Raw genomic sequence first — 25,530 nt, forward strand, 5'->3', positions numbered from 1 at the left:
GAGACTCATCCAAGAGGCGTTGTCGAGGGCTCGAATGCCTCGGCCTCAGCGTGACCGTGCACCTGAGGCTTACCGCTCCGCCCGCCGCATCACGATGGAGGCCCGCACCCGGACCTCCCGTGAACTCGGCGCCGGACTCTGACAACCACCAACGATGAGAAACGGCCCGTCCGCCGATGCGGACGGGCCGTTCCTTCTGCCGGACCTCAGTTGTACGGCGCCCCGGAAACCGGTGGGTGCCGAGGCCGGTCGAAGTCGCAGTAGACCGTGATTGCGGTTCGATCCAGATCGGCATCGGCCGGTACTCCCGGCTGTCCGGTGTTCGCGCTGGTGACCTCGTGTCGTCCTGGCTCACAGACATAGAGTTCGGGACCGTTGTTCAAAGTTCCACCGACGATCTTGCCGGTATCGGACCGGAACACCATGGCTACACCGCGCGACGTCATCGCCGCACAGTGCGGCGATTCCGCGAGATAGGCCACCGAGCCCAGGCCATCCGATGAACGTTTCCCGCTTCCAGCGACGAGGGTGGCCTTGACCCCGCCCAGCCCGTCTGCACCGTCTCCCGCATCGAGCCACTGACCGATACGGATCGTTACTCTTACTGAGATCCGGCCATCCTGAAACTCCTCGCTCAAAGCGAGCGAATTGCCCACGGCTACGCTGCCGCCCGGCGGGATGACGGGGACCACCTGTGTCTCGGCGACCTCGTGATCAGCCCAGATGACAGCGCGGCCGTCGGCGCCCAGGGCATCAAGCGTCACCTCGGTGCGGTAGGCGACCCGCCCGGTCGTGTTCCGCAGGACGGCGCCCATGCTCACCCACGGAGTCTCACCCACCACGCGGCTGTGTCCCTGTTCGACGACCTCGATTCCCGAGGTGCCACCGACCGGCTCCGCTGATCCGGGTGTGGCGAGCCGGCACGAGGATGTACCGGAAGTCGGTGCCTGGCTGCTCCGAAGCACCAGAACGACACCGGCGACCAGCACGACGACGATCAATCCGGCCAGGAGCCACTTCCTGTGAAGTACGCCGTTCACAGATTCTCTCCCAGTCCGCGATCGGTAGTGACGGTTGTTGCGGTGTGATCAGCCAGCCAGGGCCGCGGGGCGGTGAACATGTCCCTGTTGGAGACCACGATGAGCAGGGACATCGCGAGGCCGTAGGCGATCTCGGTTTCCTTCGCGTGGATCTCCAGGGCCAGCGCGTTGAGCGCCCTCTGCGTCTGATCGACCACCTCGTGGGCGGTGCCGCCGTCGATTGCCAGCTTGGGAGCGTCTTCACGGGGCACGGCTCCCGCGGCCTGCGCCGCAGCGCCGGCCACGGTCAGAGTCAGAGAAGTGGCGGCGGCTGTCGTGGCGATGGCAGCCGCTCCGACGCTGAACACGGAAGCGGCTACGGTGAGAGCGAAGACCTGCATCTTAGGATCGACCTTGCCGGTTCCCTGCATCGCCGTGATTGCCAGGTGGGCGATCTCGTCGACATTCTTACGGGCCTCGGTCCACAGTGCTATCTCGGCCTTCACCGCGCCGGCCAGGACCGCGAGCAACGTGAACTGATTGGCGGCGACCGCGGGCCACGGCTTCAGAAACTTGCTCTTGAACTCCTCGGCCGCGACACCACGCCAATCCTGAAGAGCAGCACCGACCGCGGTCATGCCATTCATGACCTGGTCTTCGATGATCATCGCCCCGGTTGCCGGGTCCATGAGGCCGCCCTTGCCGGTGGATAGCTTGCCCTGTGCCTGCGTCAGCCTCAGATGCAACTCGCGCAGATCGTTCGGGTCCGGGAGCCCGAAGAATGGGGTGAACATCTGCGCGATGCCGGAGTAGCGGCGGTGGGCCGCCGCCACGATCAGGTCGGCACCGTCCTCCGTGCCGAACGGCGGATCCCATCCGCTACCGGATTTCCGGAAACCCTGAGCCTGCAGGGACGCCTGGATGGCGAGTGCCTCGAATGTCACGGAATGCTCGGCGAGCTCGGGATAACTCATCGGGGCTGCTCGCCGCCTGCTCGGCCGGCTACCGCGGCGGATTTAAGCTTCTCGAATTCTCTGGCCGCGACCGCGTCGGTGACGAGGTACTCCTCGGATGCCATGGTCAGCACGTCGGCTGTCGCGTCGAGGTTTTCCGCCGATTCGCGCAGCGCCTGAATCGCGACTTCCGCCACTCGCTCCCAGACATCGCGGACAGGCCCGAAACTGCCACCGAGGCTTTCGTGACGCCAAAGGTGGCTCATCCCGGACTCGGCGCCGGCGATCAGATCGATCACCTGGCGATAGTGGGCAACGAGCGGCTTGAGTTCGTACTCGCCGGCCTTCCACAGATCGACGCAGTCCGCCGCGAGTTCCGTGCCCGTGCTGCCCATGACGCACCCGCCTTCACGACATTGATCAACATCAGTTCATCGTCGTGATGGAATACGCCATCAGTCGCGGCGGCGTTCAGTCAAGCTCCCGACTGGTCGCACCGGCCGGGGACATGCCGCCTGGTCGTGCCGGATGCTGGGGCGAGGGCTTCAGGGACGGGACTTCAGGAGTTGAGGGCTTCGGGGATGGGGGCTTCAGGGGACGGGGGCTTCAGGGGACGGGGGCGAAGCCCGGCAGCCATTTCTCCAGGATCTCGCGGTACGACGCCTCAGCCTCCAGCTGGGACAGCACGCCGATCGACCCGAGCGTCACCCGGTGGATGAGCAGGTAGGACGGTGGCAGGTTGAGTTTGCGGCTCAGGGCGTACGCCGGGCCGCGTGGATTGGCCAGGCGGCCGGCCTCGTTGCGGATCCACGCTCGGGTGAAGCGGAATCGGTCGACCGCGACCGGTTCGATCATCGGCAGGAGGAAGTCGAGCAGGGCCTGGGCGTCCAGGTCGTCGGTGGCCTTGACGAAACCCTCCTCGCGCAGGCCGTCGACGACCGCCTGTGCCTCCCCGTTCAGGGCCAGCCTCACGAGGCGTCCGATCGGCTCCGGATGCCCCTCGGGCAGGCGGGCGACCGCGCCGAAGTCGATGACGCCGAGCCGGCCGTCGGGCAGGATCCGGAAGTTGCCGGGGTGCGGGTCGGCGTGCAGCAGGCCGGCCCGGCTGGGCGCGGAGAAGTGCAGGATCGCCATCAGGCGGCCGGCCTCGTCGCGCTCCTCCCTCGTGCCGTCGGCGATCACGGCGGACAGCGGGGTGCCGTCGACCCACTCGGTGACCAGGATCTGTGGGGCGGAGGCCACCACCCGGGGCACGTAGATCTCCGGGTCGTCCTGGTAGGCGGCGGCGAACGCGCGCTGGGTCTCCGCCTCCATCTCGTAGTCGAGTTCCTCGACGATCCGGTCACGAAGCTCGGCGATCAGCGGCTTCACATCGATGCCGGGCTGGATGATCTTGAACATGCCGGCCAGCCGGGACAGCTGTTTCAGGTCGGCGACCAGGGCGTCGCCTGCGCCCGGATACTGCACCTTGACGGCCACCCGGAGCAGTTTCGGCTTTGCGTTGCGGCGGGCCGGCGGCAGTTTCCAGACGGCCCGGTGCACCTGACCGATGCTGGCCGCGGCAGCCGGGCTGTCGTCGAACTCGGCGAACCTGTCCCGCCAGTCCGGCCCCAGCTGCTCGGCGAGCGCCTTGTGCACGTTCGCCACCGGCATCGGCGGCGCCGCCTCCTGGAGCTTGGTCAGCGCCTGGCGGTACGGCCCGGCCATCTCGTCGGGCAGGGCCGCCTCGAACACCGACAGGGCCTGACCGAATTTCATCGCTCCGCCCTTGAGCTGCCCGAGCACGCTGAAGAGCTGCTCGGCGGTGCGCTGCTGGATGTCGGCGGAGATGACGTCGGAGGCTATGCCGACGGCCCGCTTGCCCAGGCCCAGAGCGGCGCGCCCGGCGAAGCCGAGCGGTAGTGCGGCGAGCTTTGCTGTCCGGGATGCGGCGCGGCGCGGTATGTCCGTCACCAGATCATTGTTACCGACGGCTAGCCCTCATCCGGCCCGCTGCAAGGTGGTTTGGTGGTTATGCGGTGAAGGTCCGGTGAAGGTTGGCCCCCGCCGACGCCTCTGACAGCCGCAAGCGGGATGCGGTGTCCAGGTCCGGCGGCGGAATCGGCCGGGCGCCGAGATCTCCACGGCGGTGCCGAGCGTCTCCGGTGTGGCGCCGTCCAGGAAGGCGAGAGCCTCGCCGGTGGCGTAGGCGGTGGCGGCGAGCAGTGTGGCGACGGCGCAGGGCTCGGCGCCGCCGGGGACCGGTGCCGACATGCCGGCCCAGCCGCCGCCGCGCTCGCGCCGGTGCAGGTGAAGGCAGTTCAGGCAGGGGGCGCCGGTGGCGGGCACCAGCGGGCCGATCACCGCGACGCCGTCGCGGACGGCGGCGGCGAGATGCGGCTGACGCCGCGCGGCGTGTCCGGCGGCGAGAAGGCCGGGCGGCTCGTCGTGGGCCAATTGCACGATCAAGGACGCGGGGGTACGGCGAAGCGGGTGCACCACGGTGCCGGGTGCGGTCCGGAGTATCGCCGCCTCGACGGCGGCCCGCCGTGGTGTGCCGACGTCTTCCGGCTGGAGCGGGGAACCGGTGAGCTCGGCCGCTCCGACAGCACCGGACAGGTCGGGATGCACGTGACCGACGCCGGCCTCGGCGAGGGCGACCGCGATGGTGGCGCCGAGCCTGCCGTGGCCGCTGACAACGACCCGGGCCGCTCGGCGGTGGCGCAGGATGCGCGCCGGCGACGGACCGGTGCGTTCGCGTTTCGGAGGACCCGCCGAGCCGAGGGCCAACGCGGCCGCCTCGCAGGTGAGACGGTGCCGTGTGACGGCAGGCAGGGCGGGCGGCAGCAGAGCCGGGGACGGCAGCACCAGACCCACCGAGTGCAGCAGCTCGAGCAGTGTCAGGGCCTCGGCGGCGGGCATGCCGAACTCGGCGGCCCTGGTCAGGACGGCGCGCTCGGAGTGCCGGCCGTCGAGCAGGTCGAGGACCCCGGCGGCGCGTCTGTCGGGTAACTCGAGGACCACGGCGTGCGCGGGATCGAGCCCTAGTTGCAGCTCGCCGGGACCGCGCCAGAAGCGCGGCAGGCCGGGGATGAGGGTGGGCCGCGGGAGGGGTGTCCGATTCATGAGTGACAGGGTGTCACTGCGAAGATGCGGAACGATGATGTTATCCACAGGCCCCCATCGCCGTGGCGCGGGTTGTCCACAGCTTTGGGGGAGTTATCCACAGGGGCTGGTGGGACTCCCGTTGACTCAACGTGTCTGAGTGAATACGGGTTACGGCTGGGCCGCCGGGGAGGACGACCCGACGGGCCGTCCTCCCCGGATCTTTGTCATGCCTTGGCCTTACCCAGGATCCGGTTCATCGTCGTCCCGCAGACGGGGCACTTGCCCTTTGCCATGTTCATGCCAGTCTTGGAGACGGCAACCTCACCCTGGAAGTCGCGCTTCTCCTTGCACTTGACGCAGTAGCCGTTGTAGGTGTTGTCGGCCACGGTTCCTCCTCGTCGTATCGTCGGCCGCCCGGCCCGGTGCCTCGTTCGCGGCGGCGGGCGCGAACCTCTCTGCGGCGCTGGACCGCTTTGCGGCCACGTGGATGTGGCCACCCGTCCGGGCCGCTCACTTACCCAGGTCAGGGCGGTTCCATGTCAGCGCAGCGTCGGCGCTGTCGCCGACGACGTGAGTGTGCCGGTAGTCCGTCCCTTTTTTGCCAGTTTTGCCGGGACACGCCGACGATTCCCATCGTAAAGGCATAAAACGGACATGAAAGCCGGTTGGTCGCGTGGGTCGACGATGGTCTAGGTTGACGGAAGTCGCCGATGTTGCCGGTGGGCAAAATTTTTTCGGGTATATGCGGGCGAAGTGCGCATATTCCGCGACCGTCATTGTCCGTACTCTTGCGGTGACAGGGGTGCGGCGGATTAGCGTCTCAACGTGAACCCGAATCTGGGCCGCGCGAGCCGGTAATGGCCCGCGTGCGCAAGCCTGTCGTGGAAGTGCGGCGCAGCCAGCGCCGGCGACGGACGGTGTCCGCGTATCGCGACGGCGAGCGAGTCGTGGTGCTCATCCCGGACCGCTTCTCCCGCGCGGAGGAGACGGAGTGGGTCGAGCGCATGCTCGCGCGCTTAGCGGCCCGCGAGGAACGACTGCGGTGCACCGACGCCGAGCTGCTGGCTCGCGCCCGCCGCCTGACCGACCGCTACCTGGCCGATCACGCCGACCGCGTGGTCCCGGCCAGCGTACGGTGGGTGACGAACCAGAACGGGCGCTGGGGCTCCTGCACACCGGACGACGCGACCATCCGGATCTCGCACCGGATCCAGGAGATGCCCGACTGGGTCATCGACTACGTGCTTCTGCACGAACTGGCCCATCTCGTCGTGCCCAGCCACAACGCGCGCTTCTGGGACCTGGTCAACCGCTTCCCCAAGGCCGAACGCGCCCGAGGCTACCTCGAGGGCGTCTCGGCGGCCGGCATGGTGATGGCCGAATAGTAGGCTCGGCCCGTGACTCGGCGGGTCGTTGTGGTGATGCTGGTCCCGGTCCGGTGGAGCCCGCCGGGAGTCGGTCTCGCGGCCTGGCGCGCCGCCATGGCCGAGGACGTGGTCGACCTGCTCGCCCGCCTGGCCCAGGCCGAGGCCGCGATCGCCACGACGCCCGAGGATCGGTCACTGGCCGAGGAGATCGTCTGGCCCGGCACGCGGATCTATGAGGTGCCCGCGCCCACAGTCCTCCCCGTGCTGGCGGCTACCGCGGCCGACGGGTTCGATCAGGCGGCCGTGATCGCGGCCGACGCGCCAGACGTACCCGGAATGACTCTGGGAAAGCTCCTGCGGCCCCTCGAGGGCAAATCCGTGGCCGTGTCGCCCGGAGGACCCTCCGGAGGGCTCTTCGGTGTCGCCACCAGTCTGCCCGCGCCGGAGTGGCTGATCGACCACGACCTGGACACCGCGTCGGCCCAGTCGCTGCGCAAAGCGGCGCCCGCCCCCGGCGAGGTCACCTCGACCCCGCAGTGGCGGCGCCTGCGCGGCCCGGCGGATCTGGCCACGCTGGACCCCGCCCTGGAGGGCTGGGAGAACACCCGAGCCCTCCTCGGCGGATAGGTCAGTCCTCTTTCGGGCCTTCGCCCAGGTTGTCGAGCTCGCTGATGTCCCAGTCCGTACGGGTGCGGGCGAAGACCTCGGGGTCGGCGAAGTCCTCGTCGGTGGGCAGCAGGTCGGGGTGGTCCCACAGCGCGTCCCGGCCCGGAATGCCCCGGTGCTCGGTGACGGCGGTCCACAGCGCGCCGGCCTCGCGCAGGCGGCGTGGCCGCAGCTCCAGGCCGACCAGGGCGGCGAAGGTCTGCTCAGCCGGACCGCCCGCGGCCCGGCGGCGGCGGAACGCCTCACCGAGCGGCACCACCGACGGCAACCGGTCCCCGGCTGCGGCGTCGACCACTTGGCCGACCCAGCCCTCGATCAGCGCGAGCGCCGTCTCCAGCCGGGCCAGACCGGCTTTCTGCTGCGGGGTGTCCTCGGGCGTGAAGATGCCCTCGAGCGCCATCGCCTGCATCGACTCCGGGTCGGTCGGGTCGACGCGGCTCATCGCCTCCTCGATCGCCTCCCGGTTGACCGTGATGCCGTTCGCGTACGCCTCGACCGCGCTCAGCACGTGCGCGCGCAGCCACGGGACGTGGCCGAAGAGTCGCTGGTGGGCCGCCTCGCGCAGAGCCACATACAGCCGGACCTGGTCCTCCGGCAGCTCGAGGCCGGAGCCGTACGCCTTGATGTTGGAGGGGACCAGCGCGGCCGTGCCGGCCGGACCGAGCGGAAGCCCGATGTCGCCGGCCGAGAGCACCTCGGCGGCGAGCTGGCCGAACGCCTGCCCGAGCTGACCGCCGAAGAGCGCGCCGCCGAGCGTGGCGACCATCGACTGCATCGGGCCGAGCTGGAGGCGGGCCTCCTCGGGCACCAGGTCGCCCATGGCGCCGACCATGCGGCCCGCGATCGGCTCGCACAGTTTCTTCCACACGTCGAGCGTGTTGTAGATCCACTCGTTGCGGTTCCACGCGACGGACTTGCGGATACCACTGGGAAGCGCGGTCACCGGGTCGAGCCAGAGGTCGGCGAGGCGCAGCGCCTCCTCGACCTGGTGGCGCTCCAGCATGTTCACCGCTGGGTCGCCTGTCGCCGAGAGCTGGCTGGCGGCGACCTGGCGGGCCAGGTCCCAGTTGACCGGGCCGCTGCCGGGCGCGGCGAACATCTGCTGCAGCTGCGCCATGAACTGCTGCATCTGCTGCGGGTCGGAGGGGTCGGGCGGCTGAGCGCCCGGCAGGGAGAAGCCGAACGGGATATCAGGCACGACCCCAACGGTACGCGCGAAAAGCCCGTAGCGGACGGAGGGAGGTATCAGCTCAGAGAGAACTCAGACGAGGTGGGTACGCTCACGCGCATGAGACGTCGCGGTGTCACCGTCATCCTCGGCGCCCTGATCACCGCCCTGCTGGCAGCCGGTGTCATGGTCGCACCGATGCCCTACGTGGTGCTCAAGCCAGGCCCCACCGTCGACACCCTCGGCACGGAGAACGGCACCGAGGTAATCCAGGTCACCAAGGGCGAGACCTCGAAGTCGGCCGGCCAGCTGCGACTCACCACGGTCAACGTCCAGTCGCAGGTGGAACTGGTGTGGGCGATCCGGGGCTGGCTGAGCGACTCGGACGCGGTGGTGCCCCGCGAACTGATCTATCCACCGGACCGCAGCGAGCAGCAGGTCCAGGAGCAGAACGCACAGGAGTGGAAGGCCTCGCAGACCAGCGCCGAGACGGTCGCGCTGCGGGAGCTGGGCTATCCGGTGCGGGTTTACGTGCGCAAGGTCACGAGCGGCGGCGCCGCCGAGGGCGTGCTCCAGGTCGACGACATCATCACGGCCGTCGACGGGACGCCGATCACCGACCCGGGCCAGATCACCGAGACGATCCGGGCCAAGCCCGCGGGTACGACCCTGACCGTGGCTTACGAGCGGGCCGGCAAGGCCGGCACCGCTCAGATCACCTCGAAGGCCGACGCGAAGGACGGCACTCCGCGGATCGGTATCGAGATCGACACCAAGCAGCCGCATCCGTTCGAGATCGAGATCGACCTCGACAAGATCGGCGGCCCGAGCGCGGGGCTCATGTTCGCGCTCGGCATCATCGACAAGATGCGTCCCGAGGACCTCACCGGCGGAAAGATCATCGCGGGCACCGGCACGATCGACGACGACGGCAAGGTCGGCCCGATCGGAGGCATCCCGCAGAAGCTGGTCGGAGCTCAGAAAGCCGGAGCTCAGCTCTTCCTGGTACCGAAGGACAACTGCGCGGAGGCGCTTCGCAACGCCCGGTCCGGTCTGCCCATGGCAGAGGTGGCCACGGTGGACGACGCGCTCACCGCACTCAAGACGTTCACCGCCGGCGGCACACCGAAGCCATGCTCGGCGTCGTGATGCACGGAGCCGGTAGTGACGGGACAGTTCTCCCGCGTATTGAAGCTGGATGCGACATCGTAAGGTGAAACACCGGCCAGACGAACTGTGGAGCCAACGTTGGTCATGCGTAACAGTCCTCTGCCGAGGATGAGCCGGCGCGGTCGCGTCACCGTCGGCGTCCTGGTCGGGGTCTTCATTCTATTCACGCTGCTGGGTTGGGGTATCGACGCGTACACCGACTACCTGTGGTTCGACGAGGTAAAGAAGACCAGCGTCTTCTCCGGAGTGCTCGTCACCCGGCTCGTCCTGTTCCTCGTGGTCGGTGCGGTGATGACGCTGATCGTCGCCGGAAACCTCTACCTGGCATACCGCCTGCGGCCGCTGCTGCGCCCGCATTCCAATGAACAGGTCACCCTGGAGCGCTACCGGATGATCCTGGCGCCCCGCCTGGGCACCTGGATCACCGTGACCGGTCTCGTCATCGGATTCTTCGCGGGTCTCTCCGCCCAGAGCCGGTGGGGCGACTGGATGCTGTTCCGCAACGGTGGCGACTTCGGGGTCAAGGACCCCGAGTTCAACGTGGATATCTCCTTCTACATCTTCGAGTACCCGCTCTGGCGTTACCTGCTCGGTCTCGCCTTCACCGCCGTGGTGCTGTCGGTGATCGGCTCGCTCGCGGTGCACTACATCTTCGGCGGTGTGCGCCTGCAGGGCGTCGGCGACCGGATGACCACCGCGGCCCGCGCCCACCTGACCACGCTGGTCGCGATCTTCGTGCTGCTCAAGGCGGTCGCATATGTCCTGGACCGGCGGGCGCTGCTGCTGGAGCAGCACGTGTCCCCGGGGCTGTACGGCGCCGGCTACACCGACGTGAACGCCCTGCTCCCGGCCAAGGAGATCCTCGCCTACATCTCCGTGGTGGTGGCGATCGCGATCATCGTGTTCTCCAACGCGGTGATGCGGAACCTGGTCTGGCCGGGCGTCTCGCTGGCACTGCTGGCGATCTCGGCCGTGGCGATCGGCGGCATCTACCCGCTGGCCGTGCAGAACTTCCAGGTCAAGCCGAGCCTCCTGGACAAGGAACAGAAATACATAGAGCGATCGATCGAGAGTACGCGTACGGCGTTCGCGCTGGAGAACACCGAGGTCACGCAACTGCCATCGAGCAGCGGCCGGCCACCGGAGACACTGCCGAGCGACACCAGCGCGCAGAACGTACGGCTGATCGATCCTCAAATCGTCTCTCAGGCGTTCACCCAGTCGCAGCAGTCGAGAGGCTTCTACGACTTCGGTGACAAGCTCGACGTCGACCGGTACACCGTCGACGGAAAGACCCAGGACTACGTGGTCGGCGCCCGGGAGATCGACGACAGCAAGCTGACCGCCCTGCAGCGCAACTGGCTCAACCGGCACACCGTCTACACGCACGGCTACGGCCTGGTGGCGGCGCCGGCCAACGAGTTCTGCGGCACCGGCCTGCCGTACTTCGCCTCTGGTCTGATCGGCAACCAGGGGGCCGAGAACACCGGCGACTGCATCACGCCGACCGCGGCACTCGAGGCGGAGCAGCCACGGATCTACTACGGCGAGAAGTCCACCGAGTACGCGATCGTCGGCCAGGTCGACTCCGGCAAGAACGTCGAGTTCGACCGGCCGCAGGACCAGAGCACCCAGGGCGGCGAGGTCTACTACACGTACTCGGGTGAGGGCGGCGTCGAGATCGGGTCGTTCTTCCGCCGGATGGTCTTCGCCATCAAGAACACCGAGAGCAACTTCCTGCTCTCCGACGCCGTCAACGCGAACTCCAAGCTCATGTACATCCGTGAGCCGCGGGAGCGCGTCGCGAAGGTCGCACCGTTCCTCACCGTCGACGGGGACCCGTACCCGGCCGTCGTCGACGGACGCATCAAGTGGATCCTCGACGGCTACACGACCGCGAAGACGTACCCGTACGCCCAGAGGATCAACCTGGCCACCGAGACCAAGGACGAACTCACCGGCACCGGGTCGTTCGCCCTGGCCCGTGACGACGTCAACTACATGCGCAACTCGGTCAAGGCGACCGTCGACGCCTACGACGGCACCGTGACGCTCTACGAGTTCGACGACAAGGACCCGGTCCTCAAGGCGTGGAACAAGTCCTTCGGCGGCGACCTGATCGTTCCGAAGGACCAGATCCCGCAGTCGCTCGCCGACCACTTCCGCTACCCGGCCGACATGTTCAAGGTGCAGCGCAACCTGCTCACCAGGTTCCACGTCACCGACGCGCGGACGTTCTTCTCCGGCGAGGACTTCTGGCAGGTGCCGAACGCGCCGGACTCACCGCAGAGCGGATACCAGCCGCCGTACTACCTCAACGTCAAGCTGCCCGACCAGAACGAGACCCGGTTCCAGCTCACCGCCGGCGTCACCCCGCTCAACCGGGAGAACATGGCGGCCCTGGTCTCCGGCTCCTACGTCGCCGGACAGCCGCGACTCGAGATCTTCGAGCTACCCGACGGCAAGGTGGTGCCAGGCCCGGTCCAGGTCCATCAACAGATGGTCAACGCCTCCAACATCTCCCAGCAGCTGACACTGCTGAACCGAGGAGGCCAGGCGTCGGTCCTGTACGGCAACCTGATCTCACTGCCACTGGGCGGCGACATCCTGTACGTCGAACCGGTGTACGTGCGGAGCAGCCAGGCCAACGCCGCACCACTGCTGCAGAAGGTCCTGATGTCGTACGGCGACGGCCGTTACGTCGTCCTCGAGGACAACCTGCAGAAGGGCCTGGAAGCCCTGGCCGCTCTCGGCAAGAGCAACGCGCCACCCAACACCGGAACCACCGACCCCGGCGGTACGACCGATCCCGGCCCCACACCCAGTGCGGGCGCCACCACCACACCGCCGGCCAACCAGCCGCCCACCCAGATCACGCCCGAGCTGTCCCAGGCGGCGGCCGCAGTCGACAAGGCGATCGCCGACCTCAAGGCAGCCCAGCAGGCCGGTGACTTCGTCAAGCAGGGCGCGGCACTGAAGGCCCTGGACGACGCGATCAACCGCTTCCAGGCGGCCCAGCAGGCGGCCGGCACGAGTACACCGGCCACCGCCACATCGACAAACCCGTCACCCACTCCAAGCGGGTGACGATCGTCTCCGGGGGTCGTTTCGCGGCCCCCGGAGACGATGCGCTAGGGTTTAGCTACCGACGCGGGGTGGAGCAGCTCGGTAGCTCGCTGGGCTCATAACCCAGAGGTCGCAGGTTCAAATCCTGTCCCCGCTACGAGTGCAGAGGGTCTATGTCCGCGGAGAACGCGGACGTAGGCCCTCTTCGCATTTCTGCCGGGGGCCGAGCCTCCAGACCCCGCGTCACGGTGGTTGCGGTTCGCGGTTCCCTTCCGGTGGGTTGCGCTGGCTGGGGTTTGCGGTCCGCTTTTTGGTCGTTCGGTCGCGGTGTCGGCACTGGCCGCGGTTCGCGGTCCGCTCCTGGCTGGCTCGATCGCGGTGTCGGCACTGGCCGCGGTCCGCTTCCTGGTGGCTCGGTCGCGGTATCGGCGGTGCTTGCGCGGCTGGGGATCCATGGTTCGGTCGCGGTGGTGGCCGTGGCTGGGCCAAACGCTCAGCGCGTGAGCCTTGAGTGCCTGAGCACCTGAGTGCCTGGAGCCCATGGGCTGAGGGCTTTGACATCCGAGGCCCGAGAAGCTGATCAATTCCTGGAGATCTTGGACACTTACTGAGGTGATCTCAGCGACCTTCGGATAGATAGCGATATTCGAATTGTGTGAGGTGGAGTGCGGCTGCGACGACGTCGCCGATTCTTGTCGGGCTGATGGTGCTGTGCCGCAGCGTTTTCCATCGGCCGGTCACCATGGCGTAGCCCCGTTCGTCCTGCCAGCGCAGGCCGCGCAGCAGCCGGTTCACGGTGCGGTTGGCGACAGCGAGGAGCTTGCCGTTGGCCGGCTGCCGGGTCGGGGTTTTGATGCCGAGACCTGCACCTTCGTAGCCCGCGTCGGCCAGCGCGGGCGGTCGAGCTCGGCGGCCGCCCAGTTCAGGGCAGCGGTGACGCCGGCTTCCCGGGCACAGCTCAGGTCGTGCAGATGGCCGGGCATCGCCTCGGCGGTCCAGATCGGAAGGCCAGCCGGATTCATGATCGCCTGGATGTTCGCGCCGAAGCCGCGGTGCTTTCCCGAGTACCAGGCGTCGATCGTTTTCCCTTGATGCTGGCGGTGGTCTCGGCCAGCCGGTCGCAGTCGAACAACTTGCCGTCGAGGATCACGAACGCCCAGCCGTCGTCGGCTGCGCGGCGTAGAGCGTCGTGCAGGTCGGGCCGCTGGGCGGCCAGGACCGCGACGCCTTCGGCGATGTAGCGGTACGCGGTCGCCCGCGAGATCCCGAACCCGGCACCGAGCAGAGCGGTGTCCTGTGCCTTGCGAAACCAGACCAGCACCATCAATGCCTGGTAGTAGCAGGTCAAGGCCCGTGTCCGGCGGCGTGTCCCGAGTAACCGGCGCTGCGCGGCCAGCAGCCGTGCGAGGTGACGCACGAGTTTCCTGGGCACGTCGAGCATGGCTCGATAACCGATCACGTGGAGCCCTCTCGAAGACCTGTTTCTGTCGCAAGGACATGTCTATCGATGGCTCCACGCCTATATCCAGTACTGCCCAGCCTGTCCGGATATGACCGTGTTCATCAGGCCAGGCGCATTCCTCTCGCTGAGATCATCTCACTGTCCGGCTGCATTCCTTGTCTCGGTTCTTACCAGATAGCCGGCCGCCTCGATCTCGCGTAGGGCTGACTGGATGGAGTCGCGCCCGCAGCCATTAGCTTTAGCTATCTGCTCGGTGCGGACTATCCAGTTGTCCGGCTTGCTCAGAATGTAGATGAGAAACTCCGCGAGCTTTGAAACTCAAGCGGTGTCCTCTATCAGCGCATTGCTGATGATAAAGAAGTGCGCCTTCGGCCGTGGTGCCCTGTAAATCATTTCTGCCTCAAATCGCTGTGCTCATCCTCGCCGCCGATTTGAAGTGGGGAGCCGGGGTCTAATCCAGCTCCGCACCTTTAGACCGCACAGCGACGAGGACCTGTTGAGTACTACGGTTTGAGTTCTTGCCGAACCTGCTCTTGCGCGGTTTCACGTGATCATGGATGAATCCGTCGTGCGCCGAGAAGTCGGTGGGGCTACCTCTAACATGGCGGCGCGGCCGTCTCGTTGAAGGAGGTGCGCTGACTATCGTGATGACGGTGAGCAGCGACGCACTTGGTCGATCTGTTCGCGGGATGCGGCGGCATGGAGATCGCTTTCCTTGCGGGCCATCGCCAACACATGCGGGAGGACGAGATGCCCGACCGTCATGTTGGTGGTAGGCGTGCCAGATCCTCAAGCCCAATGGGGACGAGCCGGAGAAGGTGAGCCCGCTCGACAACGAAATCTCCAAGCGCACCGAGTTCGAGGACCACATCAAGCGCACCGTCTACGAGATCGAGCACGACAGGATCGCCCACGGCATCGTCAAGCAGGAGAAGTAGGGGCTCGACACCTTCGGTGTGGTCGTTATCCACCTCATCGCTGGAGAACCACCGTGCCAGGCGTTCTGATCAACGGGTTGCCCGAGATGAAGGCCTTCGACAACAAGGTCTCCAGGTCCGTCCTCAAGGCGGCTTCGTGGAGAAGGTGAACCTGCTCGACATCACCGAGGATGACTGCGTACTCGACGAGTTACACGAGGAGCACCCCAAGCGGGCCGTCTTCGACATCCAGTACGACAGGTTCACCAACGACTTCCTCAAGGTGTGGTTGAGGTTCAAGAACTAACACTGCTTCAGAACGGCCAGAACCCGAAGGACGTAGTCCGAGGCGTTCTGTGCCTTACTGGTTCTCGTAAGAGAACTACTTGTTATCTCAGTGAGGTGATCTCAGCGAGAGGAATGTGCCTGGCCTGATGAACACGGTCATATCCGGACAGGCTGGGCAGTACTGGATATAGGCGTGGAGCCATCGATAGACATGTCCTTGCGACAGAAACAGGTCTTCGAGAGGGCTCCACGTGATCGGTTATCGAGCCATGCTCGACGTGCCCAGGAAACTCGTGCGTCACCTCGCACGGCTGCTGGCCGCGCAGCGCCGGTTACTCGGGACACGCCGCCGGACAAGGGCCTTGATGATAACCGCGCCGGTCGAACTGGTGCACCCGGGCGGACTGCTGAACGTCGTCTTGTTGCCGTCCAACCTCATCGCGGGGGCTGCGGCCCTGCACCCCTCGATGCGGCAGCTCACAATCCCGTTGCCGCAGCCTCCGACGTTTGTTCGCCCTCGCCTGGCGCTTCTTTCCGCAGCGACCCTGCTCGTCCCGGCTCTGATCTTTTTCCAGGGCGCGGCGGGCCGTCCTGGGCGGGGCTGGCTCGCGATCGGGTTGGGCTCTGTTGTATTGATTCTGCTCGTTACCGTACGAATGGTCGGCCTGGTCGGGCGGATCGAAACCCAGGCAGGTCACCTGACAGCGATGGTGCGGCTTGATCCGCTCACCGGTCTGGCCGACCGCCGCAGTCTGGACGAACGGATGGCGGAGGCGATCACCCGCAGCCGGGCGACCGGAGAAGCCCTCTTCGCGGCGCTGATCGACCTGGACCACTTCAAGCGGTACAACGACACCTACGGCCACCAGGCGGGTGACGAGTTGCTGACGGAGGCGGCGGGGGCCTCCTCTCGCGCATAGTCGCCGACCTCGACGACCCTCACCTGCTCGCCGTATTTCTCGCCGAAGAGCGCAATCGCGCCGAGCCGGCGCGCTTGCTGTGGGGAGGTGATGAACGCGTGTACCACAAGGCCTTGCAGGAGAATCTCGTTAACCTGGTGGATCAGGTGGGTCGCCGTGTGCGAACGTGAGATTGCCCGCCGCCGGGTCACATCGATCTCGGCGAAACCGGCCTCACCCGCGCGTACCTCGCCGCGCAGCACCCGCGCCTTGGTGCACGATCAGGCCCGGGATCGGCTGCTGCACGTCCACGGCCTTGAGCTCGGCGCCGCCGACCCGGATCACGCCGGTGTCGGACTGCTGGCCGCCGCCCTCCGCGTAGAACGGGGTGGTGTCGAGCACCAGCTCGACGTAGTCACCCTCACCGGCCACCTCGACGCCGCCGCTGGCGATGAGCGCGCGGACCCTGGACTCGCGGGAGACCTCCTGGTAGCCCGTGAACTCGACCGGGCCTCCAGCGTCCAGCGCCGTACGGTACGCGGACAGGTCGGCGTGACCCGCTTTACGTGCGTTGGCGTCGGCCTTCGCGCGGGTCCGCTGCTCGGCCATCAGCCGCCGGAACCCGCCCTGGTCGATCTGAAGGCCCGCTCCTGCGCGATCTCCAGGGTCAGGTCGATCGGGAAGCCGTACGTGTCGTGCAGCTGGAACGCCTGGCTGCCCGACAGCTGCCTGCCGCCGACCGACTTGGCCTTGGTGATCGCGGTGTCGAGGATGGTCGTGCCTGCCTTGAGCGTGGCGAGGAATACGTTGTTGCCATAGATCACCCAGATCTACGAGGGCCCCAACCAGGTCCAGCGGATCGTGATAGCGCGCCAGCTCCTGAAGGGCTGAAAGTCGCTGTTCTAGCAGCTCAGATGGTGCCGTCAACTCGCCGCCCGCCCTTGGCGATCTCCTGTCCGTCAGAGATGACTGAACGGTGACGCACGGCGGACCAGGGAGCCCGGATGGACGTAGTCGACGCGAAGCAGCTCGAAGACCGGCTGAACAAGCGGGACTACTTCCCCGACGAAGGTCTGGTGGCGGCGGCCGTCCTGGCGCAGCGCCTGCGGAAGCCGGTGTTCCTGGAGGGCGAGCCGGGCGTCGGCAAGTCGACGTTCGCCGAGGCGATGGCCGGCGTCCTGGACCCGGACGCCGTCCTGATCCGGCTGCAGTGTCACAGCGGGCTCGACGCCGGTCAGGCCCTCTACGACTGGGACTTTCCCCGCCAGGTGCTCACGCTGCGCGCCGCCGACCGGGGCGACGCGGTGCCGGTCACCGACCTGTACCGCCCGGAATTCCTGGTGCGGCGACCGGTGCTGGCCGCCTTCGAGAAGCCGTCGGTACTGCTCATCGACGAGATCGACCGCGCCGACGACGAGTTCGAGGCCTGCCTGCTGGAGGTGCTGGACAAGGGCACCATCTCCATCCCGGAGCTGGGTCCGGAGCAGTCCGGCATCACGATGCGGATGCCGTTCATCGTGCTGACCTCCAACGACACCCGGGAGGTGCACGGGGCGCTGAAACGGCGCTGCATTTACCACTGGATCGAGCACCCGAAACCGCCCCGGGAGGCGGAGATCCTCGAGCACAAGATCGACGGCCTGACCGTTGAGCTGGCCGCGGAGATCGCCGAGGCCATGAAACGGCTGAGGGCCGACGGCGTGCTGACCCGGCCGCCGGGTGTCGCGGAGGCGATCGACCTGGCCCGTTCGGTGGTCGCCAGCGGCGCGAAGACGCTGGCCGAGGATGCGGCGATCTCCTGCGCCGGCGCGGTTGCCAAGCACCGCGACGACGTCGATACGGTCCGGCGGGTGCTCGGCGAAGTCGGACGGGACTCTGCGTGATCACGGCCGAGCGGGCACTGGCCGGCGGGCTGACCGCGTTCGCCGAACGGCTGCGGGCGGCGGGCATGGTCGTGGAGTTCTCCCGGCTGCAGGCGGCGGCCGAGGCGCTGATCTCGGCGTCGTTGCTGGAGCTGCCCGGCCCGTACTGGCCGCTGCGTCTGACGCTGTGCGGGCGGCGGTCCGACCTGGCCGTGTTCGACATGGTGTACCGCGACTGGACCGCCCCGCCCGAGCAGCCCGGCGACGAGCCGCTCGTCGAGGTGATCATGCCCGCCGGCACGGTCGCCGCCACCGAGGCCGGCGCGGCGCAGACGATCACGGGAACGTCCGGCTCGTCCTACAGCGCCGAACTCGCCGCCCGCGACATGCGCACCCTCAGCGATACGGAGAAGCAGCAGGTGGCGGCGCTCGTCACCCGGCTCCGGCCGGTCGGCCGGCCCCGGCGGGTGGCGCGGCGGGTCAGCGACGGGTCGGGACGCGTCGACGTGCCCCGGTCGGTCCGGCCGATGCTGCGCAACGGCGGGGAACCGACCCGGCTGCGGTGGTGCCGGCGCGACGTACGGCCGCGCCGCCTGCTGTTCCTGATCGACGTCAGCAAGTCCATGACGCCGTACGTCGACATGTATTTGCTGTTCGCGCACGCGGCGCTGGTCGCCGGGCCGGGCATCACCGAGGTGTTCACGGTCGGCACCTGCGCCACCCAGATCACCGCTCAACTGGCGGCGCCCGATCCGCAGGAGGCGATGAGTCGAGCCACCGAGGTCGAGGCCGACTGGCAGCAGGGCACACGGCTGGGCCATTCGTTGCGGTCGTTCCTGCGCCGCTGGTCGGGTAACCGCCTGCTGCGCTCCTCGGTCGTCGTGATCTGCAGCGACGGCATGGAGGAGGATCGCGACCCCGGTCTGCTGCCGCGCCAGGTCGCGCGGCTCTCCCGGATCGCCCACCGGGTCATCTGGGTCAACCCGGCCAGCCGCCGCAAGAACTTCCGGCCGATGCTGCCATTGCGCGACAGTCTGCGCTACGCCGACCGGGAACTCATCGGTCACACCCTGAACGAGGTGCACGCTTTGGTGGAGGCGATCAAAGGATGAACGAGCCGGGCTACGTGACCCCCGAGGTCCATCGGGTGATCGCCCGCGACGACCTGCTGATGCTGGCCGCGGAGACCGACGAGGTGGTCGGCATCGTCGGCAACCAGGTGTCGCTGGCCAAGCTCAAGAAGGACGACGAGAGCCTGTTCGAGGTCGCTCTCGCCCACTACCTCAAGACCGCCCGCGAGGGCCGCCAGGCGTCGGTGCGCACCAACGCCTGGGACAGCGCCGCGGTGATCGTCCGGTTCGGCGACCTGGTCGGGCTCCGGCCGGCCAGCGCGGGCTCCCCGGAGGAGATGCACGAGAACGCCCTGGCCGAGAATGTGTCGCGCAAGGCCGGATCCCGGCTTGACCGGGCCCTCGCCACCGGGGTGATCAACCGTTACCACGCCGCCCGCAACCTGCGGCTGATCGGCAAGTTCGAGCGGGCGTTGCCGCTGGTCGCGCGGCCCCTGGCCGACCTGATGGGTACCGGCGCCGAGCCGTACATGGCGCACTACCTGTTCGAGCGGGGCGCCGGCCTGCTGGCGCAGGGCCAGGCGGGGCAGGTCGACGACGCGCTCGGCGAGTGGGACGAGTACTGGGAGAAGACGCGCGCCCAGGGCTACTCGACCCGGTACCGGTTCGAGTTCCTGCGGGCGCTGGCCTATTGGGACAGTGACGAGCGCAGCCCGCAGGAGGCGCTCGCCCAGCTCGACTCGTCCCTGGGCCGGCTCCTCGGCGGCGTGCCGGTGCCGGTGCCGATGGCCGACGGCACGTTCCGTCAGTCGGACGACGACCGGGGCGTCCGGGAGATCTCGGTGACCCTGGCCAAGGCCGAGTTGCTGACCGCCTGCGCCACCTCCGACGGCGAACGGGCCGAGGCGGCCGCCCTCGGCCGGCGGGCGCTGGAGATCGCGAACCGGGTCCGCGGGCGGATGCGGGTGATCTCCCGGTCCCGGTCACCGCTGGCCGAGGCCTTCCGGCGGCTGTACGGCGACATCGCGCTGCTGGCCGCCCGGCTGGCCGACGCCGGGACGCCGGGCGCGGCCGAACTCGGCCTGGAGGTGGCGCTGACCGCGAAGCAGACCGGCTTCGCCACCCGGATCCGTGCCGACCGCGGCCTGATGAACGCCAACCTGCAGGGCATCCTCGACCGGATCGTGGAGTTGGAGAACAAGCCGGAGAACGACCTGTTGTTCGCCGACGATCCCGACGCGCGCGACCGCATGCTCGGCGAGCTGCACTTCCAGCTCGGCGACAAAATCTCCGCGATGCTGGCCGAGACCGTTCTGCCCTCCCGGGTCGACCTGGGTCGGGTGACAACCGCGCTGGGCGGGCGGACGGCGCTGGATTACCTCGAACTGCCGGGCTCGGTCGGCGGGCCGCCGTCGCTGTACCGCTCGCTGCTGCGACCGGGACAGCCGATCCTGTTCGAGCGCTTCGAGCCGGACGCCGGGGTGGTGGCGTTCTTCCAGGACCGGCGGGCGACCCGGGACCTGTTCGACTGGGTCGGCCGCTTCGGCCCGGCGCCCGGCAGCGATCCGGCCACGCCGGGCGGCAACCGTGAGGTGGTTCCGCGGAACGCGCGGTCGGTGCCGACCGTCCTGCCGACCTGGGCGGAGATCGCCGGCGTGCTGCCGAAGGCGCTGCGGGCGGACCTGGCCGGCTCGCCGGACGACCCGATGCCGCTGGTGATCTCGGCCCACTCCTGGCTGAGCCTGGTGCCCTGGGTCGCGCTGCCGATCGGCGAGGCCGGGACGCGCCTGGTCGAGCGGGCGGTGGTCACCCAGACACCGGTGCTGACCTGTCTGACCGCGCTGGAGGTGCCCACGGCCGACGGACCGGCCCTGGTCCGGCTCGTCGGCGCGAACAAGGCCGGCCGGGGCGTCAACGTCTCCCGGGAACGCGAGGCCTGGCTGCTTCCGGCGGGAACCGATGAGGTGCGGCTCAGCCGGGCGGTGGTCCGTTCGGACCAGGTTCCCGAGCTCTGCCCCGAGCTCCAACTCGGTGACGTACTCACCAGGGATGCCTCCTGGTCGTTCCTGCACGTCGCGGCGCACGGCGGCCTCGGACCGGAAGAGGAGGCGCAGGGCTCCCACGACGGGCTGCGGCAGGTTCTGGAGATCCCGGAGCAGCGGCTGACCGCCGCCCGGGCGCTCGGCCTGCACTGGCCGGGATCGGTGCTGATGGCCTCCTGCCATGTCGGGCAGGTGGTCAACACGCGTGACGCCGAGCCGCTGAACTTCGTGATGGCCCTGCTCACCGGCGGCGCGCGGTGCGTCGTGGCGGGCATCGCGGGCATCGGCGACGAGGGGACCGGCAACGTCGCCCACGACATCGTGCGGGCGCTTCGGGGCGGGCCGGGCAGCCTCGACCGGGCGCTGCGCTCGGCCCAGCTCGAGGCGATCAAGCGCGACGCCGCGCCGGCCGGCTGGGCGCTGCTCGCGGCGTACGTCAAATGACGCGGTGCCGAAGATCCGGCTGTCCGTCAGATAGCAGCGACCGACGAGCAGCGGGAGGCGACCCATGGGACTGACCACTGAGGAGATCGAAAAGCTGGCGCAGGGGGTCCGGCACCGGAGCCAGCCCATCGACGACGAGCTGACGCGCACCGTCGAGCGGGAGGTCGAGCGGTACCGCGACGTCCTGGAACAGCACCCGAGCCAGCGTCCACCGGCCGAGCTGGCGGGGCCGCAGCGGGCGATCGGCTGGCTGATCTACGAGGCGTCCATGGGGCTGCTGTGGAACATCGCGCCAGCGTTCGAGTCTCTCGAAGGGGCGAAGGGCGAGCAGTCGCGGGCCGACGCCGCCCTGGTCGTCCGGCTGGCCGACGCGGCCCGTGAGCTGCCGTGGCCGGAGTACGCGCCGCGCGCGCTGGGTGCGATCCGGGCGCACGCGCTGGTGGAGTCCAAACGCGACACCGAGCTCGGCTTCGACGCGGCCTACATCTGCCACAAGGAGGCCCGCGACCTGCAGCAGGTTTACCTCGACAGCCACGGCACGGACCCCGACCGCGAGCAGTTCGTCCTCGACCTGGACGAGGTCATGCTGCAGCTCGCGCTGGCTGAGACCGGCACCGCCTGCCGCACCGCCGAACGCGTCCTGGGACTGTGGGCCGAGGAGCTGGAGAAGGACGAGCCGACCTGGACCGCCGACGAGAGCGGCATCTGGACCCAGCGGATGTTCCGCCAGCTCTACGACGGTGTCGCGGTCGGCGAGCACGCCCTGCGGGTGGCCGAGAAGATCGAGGGGGAGCACGGCTTCACGTTCGAGGTGGACGCGGAGCGGCTCGCGATGCCGACCGCGTACCGCAATCCGGCCATCATGACCTGCCGCGCGTTGCTGCTGGTCTACTCAATGTCCCCGGAGATGGAGCAGCTCGGCAACGACCCGATCGACGCCAAGAACTGGACCAAGTTCCGCGATCGGCTGATCGAGCGGTTCGACTGGGCCTTCGAGCACCTGTGCCGGCCGGTGAAGCGGGCCGACGGCACCGAGTGGACCATGCTGTTCGACCACCTTCGCTCGATGGTGCAGCTCTGCCTGCACCTCGGGCTGCTGATTCCCGAGCATGCGCTGGCGCAGGACCTCGTCGTCGACGACACCCTGACCCTGCGCTGCCTGAACGACGAGGCCGTCGAACAGATCTCGAAATGGCTGGCCACGAGGGTGAGCGACGAGAAGGGCGGCGAGAAGCAGCGCGGCGACGCCAACATCATCGGCACCGCCTCGAAGCCGAGCTTCATCACCTCCGTCGAGGCCTGCCGCACTGACACCGGGCCCGCGGCCGAGTACCGGGAATGGCGACGGCGCTGGTTCGAGCTGGACCGGTACGCCGAGTTCACTGGCCGCCGCGAGCGCATCTTCCGGATCCTCGACGCGCGGGACTGACGGAGGACGCGGCACCATGGGAGACATCTACGCGCTTCTGGTCGGTATCAACCAGTACCAGGATCCGAGACTCAATAACCTGGCCGGCTGCGTGAACGACGTCCGTGACGCGGTCGCGTTCCTGAAACAGCACCGGAGGCCGGACACCGGCCTGGACGTCAACGAACTGCTCGACGACGAGGCCACCGGTGAGGCGATCGTCAGCGGCATCCGACAGCACCTCGGGCAGGCCGGCCCCGGCGACGTCGCGTTGTTCTGGTTCAGCGGCCACGGGGCGACCGAGCCCGTCGGTGACTTCTGGTATCTGGAGTCGAACGGCGAGGAACTCCAGACGCTGGTCTGCGCCGACAGCCGTGTCGCCGGCCGCCCCGACCTGCTCGACAAGGAACTCGCGGTGCTGCTGGGCGGAGTGGCCGAACGCGGCTGTCACGTCGTGGCGATCCTCGACAGCTGCCACTCCGGCGGCGCCACCCGCGACGGCGTCACCTACCGCGCCGCCGATCAGGCCACGGAAAAGCCGTCCTACCGGCTCCTGCCGGACCTCGCCGGACATTATGCCGACGGCCCGCCGCCGGTCCGGCACGTGCTGATGGCTGCCTGCCGCCCGGAGGAGAAGGCGGGCGAGGCGTTGGCCGAGGGCGATGTCCGCGGCCGGTTCAGCCATGCCCTGCTGCAGGTCATGGCGGCCGCGCCGGCCGGCACGACGTACCGCGACCTGGTGTTGCTCGCCCGCAACCAGGTCGAGCAGCGCACCGCCACCCAGCGGCCGATCGTCTTCCCGGAGGGGCGAGGACTCGCTGACGCGCCGCTGTTCGGCGGCGGCGCGATCGTCGACCCGCCCACGTTCACCATGCGGCACGGGAAGCGGGGCTGGCAGGGCAACGCGGGCGCGGCACACGGGATCGCGGCCGGACGGACGCGGTTCGCCGTCGAGGGCGCCCGTCCCGCCCTCGAGGTGGACGTGACCGCCGTCGAGACCGGGTTCAGCCTGGTCGCACCGCTCGACTGGGAGCCCGACAAGACGACCGTGTACCGGCTCGTGCTCGCCTGTCCGCCGCACCCGGTTCTGTTCGGCATCCATGCGGCCGATACGGGCGCGCTGCGGGCGGCGTTCGCGGACGACGACCCGTACGTCCGGCTGGTCGGCGTCGAGGACGCGGAACTGATCCTCGAACCGCGCCCGGACGGCGTCCGGCTTCTCGACCGCGGGAACGAGCGGATCGCCAGCTTGGACAGCCTGCACGGCGTCGAGCACCTGCACCACATCGCCCGGTGGTGGCGGGTCCTGACGCTGCACAACGACGACTCGGCGATCGCGTACGGCGTCCTGCTGGAGATCGTCGTTCCCCGGCCCGGCGAGGACAGGCTGTCCCCCCAGGCGGTCGCGACACCGCCCGACGGCGACGGTGTCCTGCGGCTGTCCTATGCGGACGACGGCACGCCGCCCGGCTGCTTCCTGCGCCTGCGCAACACGACCGGCCGGCCGTTGCACTGCGTGCTGCTCGACCTGACCGAACGCTTCGGGATCGACGACGTCTACCTCCCCGACGGCCTCGTCCGGGCGGGCGCGACGGTGGCCGTCTCCGAGGGAGAGGTCATCGACGTCCTGGTGCCCGAAGGGTGGCCGACCGAGTACCACGACTGGCTCGTGCTGATCGTGTCGACTGACGAGATCGACGCCTCCCCCTATCGACTGGCCCGCTTCGATCCGTCCCGCTTCGAACCGTCCCGCGACGTGCACCCCCGTCGCCGGCGGCGCGGAGATTCCGTGCCGGTCGAGGGCGACTGGTGGACCTGCGTGCTTCCCGTTGTCACCACCGGCCCCCGACAAGGAGAAACCCGTTGATGCTGTCGAAAGCGGCCACCCGCCTGCTGCGCGTCGAGGACCGTGACTACGTCCCGCTGGCGCTGCCCACGACCGACCTGCGGCTCTTCGACGTGCTCGCCCGGGCGGGCCGGGTCCTGCGCCGTTACAGCCGGCTCGACGAGGTCCTCACGGTCGAGCCGGCCACGCCGCCGGTGAGCGTCACCGACGACGAGCCCGTGGTCGCCACCAGCGGCTCCGGCCAGGGAACGGCGAAGCTCGGCATCGGGCTCGCCGCGGTGTCGGCCGTCCTGGAGGCGTTCGGCGGCAAGGGTGATTTCACGATCAAGACCGAAAAGGCCAACCGCATCCGGTACGCCTATACGGACGTGACCGCCGACCGCGTCGACCTGGTCTCGCTCGACGCCTGGCTGAACCACGCCGACATGCGGACCGACGTGCGTCGTGTCGCCGACCTGCTCGCCGCGCAGCGCCTTTACGTCGTGGTGGCGACCCTCAAGGCCCGCAGCCTCAAGGTCAGCTTTCTCGACGAGAACTCGGCCGCCGCCGAGATCGACGTGGCGGCCGTGCAGGACATCGCCGGCGGGAACATCACCGTCTCCGGTGACCGCAAGCGCACCTCGGAGCTGGTCTTCACCGGCGCCCGGCCATTGACGGTGGCGGCGAAGGCGGCGCAGCTGAGCATCGACGACCACGGCATCTGGGTCAACGAGCGCTATGGGGGGTTCGGCGAGATCCGGGGGCTCGGCGACGGTCGCGTCTTCTTCGAGCACGACGTGCTCCACCTGGCCTGACC

Annotated in this window: 23 protein-coding genes, 1 tRNA gene and 1 pseudogene; 13 read left to right on the forward strand and 12 right to left on the reverse strand. The window is 68.5% G+C overall.

Translation table 11 applies throughout. The features are described from left to right. Window positions 1–206 precede the first annotated feature (206 nt). The 6 genes from CLV67_RS05890 to CLV67_RS51695 all read right to left on the reverse strand — a co-directional run bounded on the left by CLV67_RS05890 (window position 207) and on the right by CLV67_RS51695 (window position 5,445). A complete protein-coding gene (locus CLV67_RS05890) occupies window positions 207–1,040 on the reverse strand; it encodes a hypothetical protein (protein ID WP_106316112.1) in 834 nt (277 codons plus the stop codon). Continuing rightward, window positions 1,037–1,993 (reverse strand): hypothetical protein, encoded by a 957-nt coding sequence (locus tag CLV67_RS05895; RefSeq protein WP_106316113.1) that lies wholly within the window; start codon window positions 1,991–1,993, stop codon window positions 1,037–1,039. The genes CLV67_RS05890 and CLV67_RS05895 overlap by 4 nt, the downstream gene beginning before the upstream one ends. Further along, entirely contained in the window at window positions 1,990–2,367 is a 378-nt protein-coding gene (locus tag CLV67_RS05900; protein ID WP_106316114.1) for a hypothetical protein, read from the reverse strand. The genes CLV67_RS05895 and CLV67_RS05900 overlap by 4 nt, the downstream gene beginning before the upstream one ends. 211 nt (window positions 2,368–2,578) lie before the next feature. After that, window positions 2,579–3,925 (reverse strand): ABC1 kinase family protein, encoded by a 1,347-nt coding sequence (locus CLV67_RS05905; RefSeq protein WP_106316115.1) that lies wholly within the window; start codon window positions 3,923–3,925, stop codon window positions 2,579–2,581. A gap of 27 nt (window positions 3,926–3,952) precedes the next feature. Further along, window positions 3,953–5,077: a hypothetical protein gene (locus tag CLV67_RS05910; protein WP_106316453.1), complete on the reverse strand. Its 1,125-nt coding sequence runs from the start codon at window positions 5,075–5,077 to the stop codon at window positions 3,953–3,955. A gap of 206 nt (window positions 5,078–5,283) precedes the next feature. Then, window positions 5,284–5,445 (reverse strand): DUF5679 domain-containing protein, encoded by a 162-nt coding sequence (locus CLV67_RS51695; protein ID WP_170153756.1) that lies wholly within the window; start codon window positions 5,443–5,445, stop codon window positions 5,284–5,286. 471 nt (window positions 5,446–5,916) lie between these two features. On the opposite strand from CLV67_RS51695, the gene CLV67_RS05915 reads away from it, so the two are divergent. Further along, entirely contained in the window at window positions 5,917–6,444 is a 528-nt protein-coding gene (locus CLV67_RS05915; RefSeq protein WP_106316116.1) for a M48 metallopeptidase family protein, read from the forward strand. A gap of 12 nt (window positions 6,445–6,456) precedes the next feature. Continuing rightward, entirely contained in the window at window positions 6,457–7,053 is a 597-nt protein-coding gene (locus tag CLV67_RS05920) for a hypothetical protein (RefSeq protein WP_106316117.1), read from the forward strand. A 1-nt stretch (window position 7,054) separates the two neighbouring features. Here the strand turns inward: CLV67_RS05920 and CLV67_RS05925 are convergent, their stop codons facing one another. Beyond that, window positions 7,055–8,290 carry a zinc-dependent metalloprotease gene (locus CLV67_RS05925; protein WP_106316118.1) on the reverse strand — a complete coding sequence of 412 codons (1,236 nt, stop codon included), beginning with the start codon at window positions 8,288–8,290 and terminating at the stop codon, window positions 7,055–7,057. Between the two features lie 90 nt (window positions 8,291–8,380). Between CLV67_RS05925 and CLV67_RS05930 the strand changes: the two genes are divergently transcribed. From CLV67_RS05930 to CLV67_RS05940, 3 genes are all read left to right on the forward strand, one after another. Continuing rightward, a complete protein-coding gene (locus CLV67_RS05930; RefSeq protein ID WP_106316119.1) occupies window positions 8,381–9,409 on the forward strand; it encodes a YlbL family protein in 1,029 nt (342 codons plus the stop codon). Between the two features lie 105 nt (window positions 9,410–9,514). Next, window positions 9,515–12,517 (forward strand): UPF0182 family membrane protein, encoded by a 3,003-nt coding sequence (locus CLV67_RS05935; protein WP_249037933.1) that lies wholly within the window; start codon window positions 9,515–9,517, stop codon window positions 12,515–12,517. Between the two features lie 62 nt (window positions 12,518–12,579). Next, window positions 12,580–12,653: transfer RNA gene (locus CLV67_RS05940), tRNA-Met, on the forward strand. Window positions 12,654–13,114: 461 nt separating this feature from the next. On the opposite strand, the gene CLV67_RS54160 is transcribed toward CLV67_RS05940, so the two are convergent. From CLV67_RS54160 to CLV67_RS54685, 4 genes are all read right to left on the reverse strand, one after another. After that, window positions 13,115–13,387 (reverse strand): transposase family protein, encoded by a 273-nt coding sequence (locus tag CLV67_RS54160; protein WP_346265169.1) that lies wholly within the window; start codon window positions 13,385–13,387, stop codon window positions 13,115–13,117. Continuing rightward, complete coding sequence (locus CLV67_RS54165; RefSeq protein WP_275414865.1) at window positions 13,288–13,518, reverse strand: hypothetical protein; 231 nt, start codon at window positions 13,516–13,518, stop codon at window positions 13,288–13,290. Before CLV67_RS54165 ends, CLV67_RS54160 begins: the two co-directional genes overlap by 100 nt. Continuing rightward, the gene (locus tag CLV67_RS53150) at window positions 13,515–13,955 is read right to left on the reverse strand and encodes a transposase family protein (protein ID WP_239166013.1); all 441 of its coding nucleotides are present in this window, start codon (window positions 13,953–13,955) and stop codon (window positions 13,515–13,517) included. The genes CLV67_RS54165 and CLV67_RS53150 overlap by 4 nt, the downstream gene beginning before the upstream one ends. A 138-nt stretch (window positions 13,956–14,093) precedes the next feature. Beyond that, window positions 14,094–14,252, reverse strand: a complete 159-nt coding sequence (locus CLV67_RS54685) for a helix-turn-helix domain-containing protein (protein ID WP_428839480.1) — start codon at window positions 14,250–14,252, stop codon at window positions 14,094–14,096. Window positions 14,253–15,032: 780 nt separating this feature from the next. On the opposite strand from CLV67_RS54685, the gene CLV67_RS51700 reads away from it, so the two are divergent. Together CLV67_RS51700 and CLV67_RS53155 are read left to right on the forward strand one after the other, a co-directional pair. Next, window positions 15,033–15,182 (forward strand): hypothetical protein, encoded by a 150-nt coding sequence (locus tag CLV67_RS51700; protein ID WP_170153757.1) that lies wholly within the window; start codon window positions 15,033–15,035, stop codon window positions 15,180–15,182. A 745-nt stretch (window positions 15,183–15,927) separates the two neighbouring features. Next, on the forward strand, window positions 15,928–16,083 hold the full coding sequence (locus CLV67_RS53155; RefSeq protein ID WP_239166022.1) for a diguanylate cyclase domain-containing protein: 156 nt from the start codon (window positions 15,928–15,930) through the stop codon (window positions 16,081–16,083). Here CLV67_RS53155 and CLV67_RS05955 read toward each other — a convergent pair. Next, a pseudogene (locus CLV67_RS05955) lies at window positions 16,041–16,871 on the reverse strand (alanine--tRNA ligase-related protein); the annotation flags it as partial. The gene CLV67_RS53155 and the pseudogene CLV67_RS05955 sit on opposite strands and share 43 nt — an antisense overlap. Window positions 16,872–17,066: 195 nt before the next feature. Here CLV67_RS05955 and CLV67_RS05960 point away from each other — a divergent pair. The 6 genes from CLV67_RS05960 to CLV67_RS05985 all read left to right on the forward strand — a co-directional run bounded on the left by CLV67_RS05960 (window position 17,067) and on the right by CLV67_RS05985 (window position 25,528). Continuing rightward, window positions 17,067–17,945 (forward strand): AAA family ATPase, encoded by an 879-nt coding sequence (locus CLV67_RS05960; RefSeq protein ID WP_106316122.1) that lies wholly within the window; start codon window positions 17,067–17,069, stop codon window positions 17,943–17,945. Beyond that, complete coding sequence (locus CLV67_RS05965) at window positions 17,942–19,036, forward strand: vWA domain-containing protein (RefSeq protein ID WP_106316123.1); 1,095 nt, start codon at window positions 17,942–17,944, stop codon at window positions 19,034–19,036. Before CLV67_RS05960 ends, CLV67_RS05965 begins: the two co-directional genes overlap by 4 nt. Further along, entirely contained in the window at window positions 19,033–21,480 is a 2,448-nt protein-coding gene (locus CLV67_RS05970) for a CHAT domain-containing protein (RefSeq protein WP_106316124.1), read from the forward strand. The genes CLV67_RS05965 and CLV67_RS05970 overlap by 4 nt, the downstream gene beginning before the upstream one ends. A gap of 64 nt (window positions 21,481–21,544) precedes the next feature. After that, entirely contained in the window at window positions 21,545–22,909 is a 1,365-nt protein-coding gene (locus CLV67_RS05975; RefSeq protein ID WP_106316125.1) for a hypothetical protein, read from the forward strand. A gap of 16 nt (window positions 22,910–22,925) precedes the next feature. Then, a complete protein-coding gene (locus CLV67_RS05980; RefSeq protein WP_106316126.1) occupies window positions 22,926–24,755 on the forward strand; it encodes a caspase family protein in 1,830 nt (609 codons plus the stop codon). Next, complete coding sequence (locus CLV67_RS05985) at window positions 24,755–25,528, forward strand: gasdermin (RefSeq protein ID WP_106316127.1); 774 nt, start codon at window positions 24,755–24,757, stop codon at window positions 25,526–25,528. Before CLV67_RS05980 ends, CLV67_RS05985 begins: the two co-directional genes overlap by 1 nt. Window positions 25,529–25,530 lie beyond the last annotated feature (2 nt).

Source organism: Actinoplanes italicus (assembly GCF_003001815.1).
GTDB classification, from domain to species: Bacteria; Actinomycetota; Actinomycetes; order Mycobacteriales; family Micromonosporaceae; genus Actinoplanes; species Actinoplanes italicus.

Excerpts from the sequence above, each read along its gene's own strand:
- CLV67_RS05895 (WP_106316113.1), bottom strand. The coding sequence starts at position 1,993 with ATGAGTTATCCCGAGCTCGCCGAGCATTCCGTGACATTCGAGGCACTC.
- CLV67_RS05900 (WP_106316114.1), bottom strand. The coding sequence starts at position 2,367 with ATGGGCAGCACGGGCACGGAACTCGCGGCGGACTGCGTCGATCTGTGG.
- CLV67_RS05910 (WP_106316453.1), bottom strand. The coding sequence starts at position 5,077 with ATGAATCGGACACCCCTCCCGCGGCCCACCCTCATCCCCGGCCTGCCG.
- CLV67_RS05915 (WP_106316116.1), top strand. The coding sequence starts at position 5,917 with ATGGCCCGCGTGCGCAAGCCTGTCGTGGAAGTGCGGCGCAGCCAGCGC.
- CLV67_RS05930 (WP_106316119.1), top strand. The coding sequence starts at position 8,381 with ATGAGACGTCGCGGTGTCACCGTCATCCTCGGCGCCCTGATCACCGCC.
- CLV67_RS05935 (WP_249037933.1), top strand. The coding sequence starts at position 9,515 with ATGCGTAACAGTCCTCTGCCGAGGATGAGCCGGCGCGGTCGCGTCACC.
- CLV67_RS54165 (WP_275414865.1), bottom strand. The coding sequence starts at position 13,518 with ATGAATCCGGCTGGCCTTCCGATCTGGACCGCCGAGGCGATGCCCGGC.
- CLV67_RS53155 (WP_239166022.1), top strand. The coding sequence starts at position 15,928 with ATGGCGGAGGCGATCACCCGCAGCCGGGCGACCGGAGAAGCCCTCTTC.
- CLV67_RS05960 (WP_106316122.1), top strand. The coding sequence starts at position 17,067 with ATGGACGTAGTCGACGCGAAGCAGCTCGAAGACCGGCTGAACAAGCGG.
- CLV67_RS05970 (WP_106316124.1), top strand. The coding sequence starts at position 19,033 with ATGAACGAGCCGGGCTACGTGACCCCCGAGGTCCATCGGGTGATCGCC.
- CLV67_RS05975 (WP_106316125.1), top strand. The coding sequence starts at position 21,545 with ATGGGACTGACCACTGAGGAGATCGAAAAGCTGGCGCAGGGGGTCCGG.
- CLV67_RS05980 (WP_106316126.1), top strand. The coding sequence starts at position 22,926 with ATGGGAGACATCTACGCGCTTCTGGTCGGTATCAACCAGTACCAGGAT.
- CLV67_RS05985 (WP_106316127.1), top strand. The coding sequence starts at position 24,755 with ATGCTGTCGAAAGCGGCCACCCGCCTGCTGCGCGTCGAGGACCGTGAC.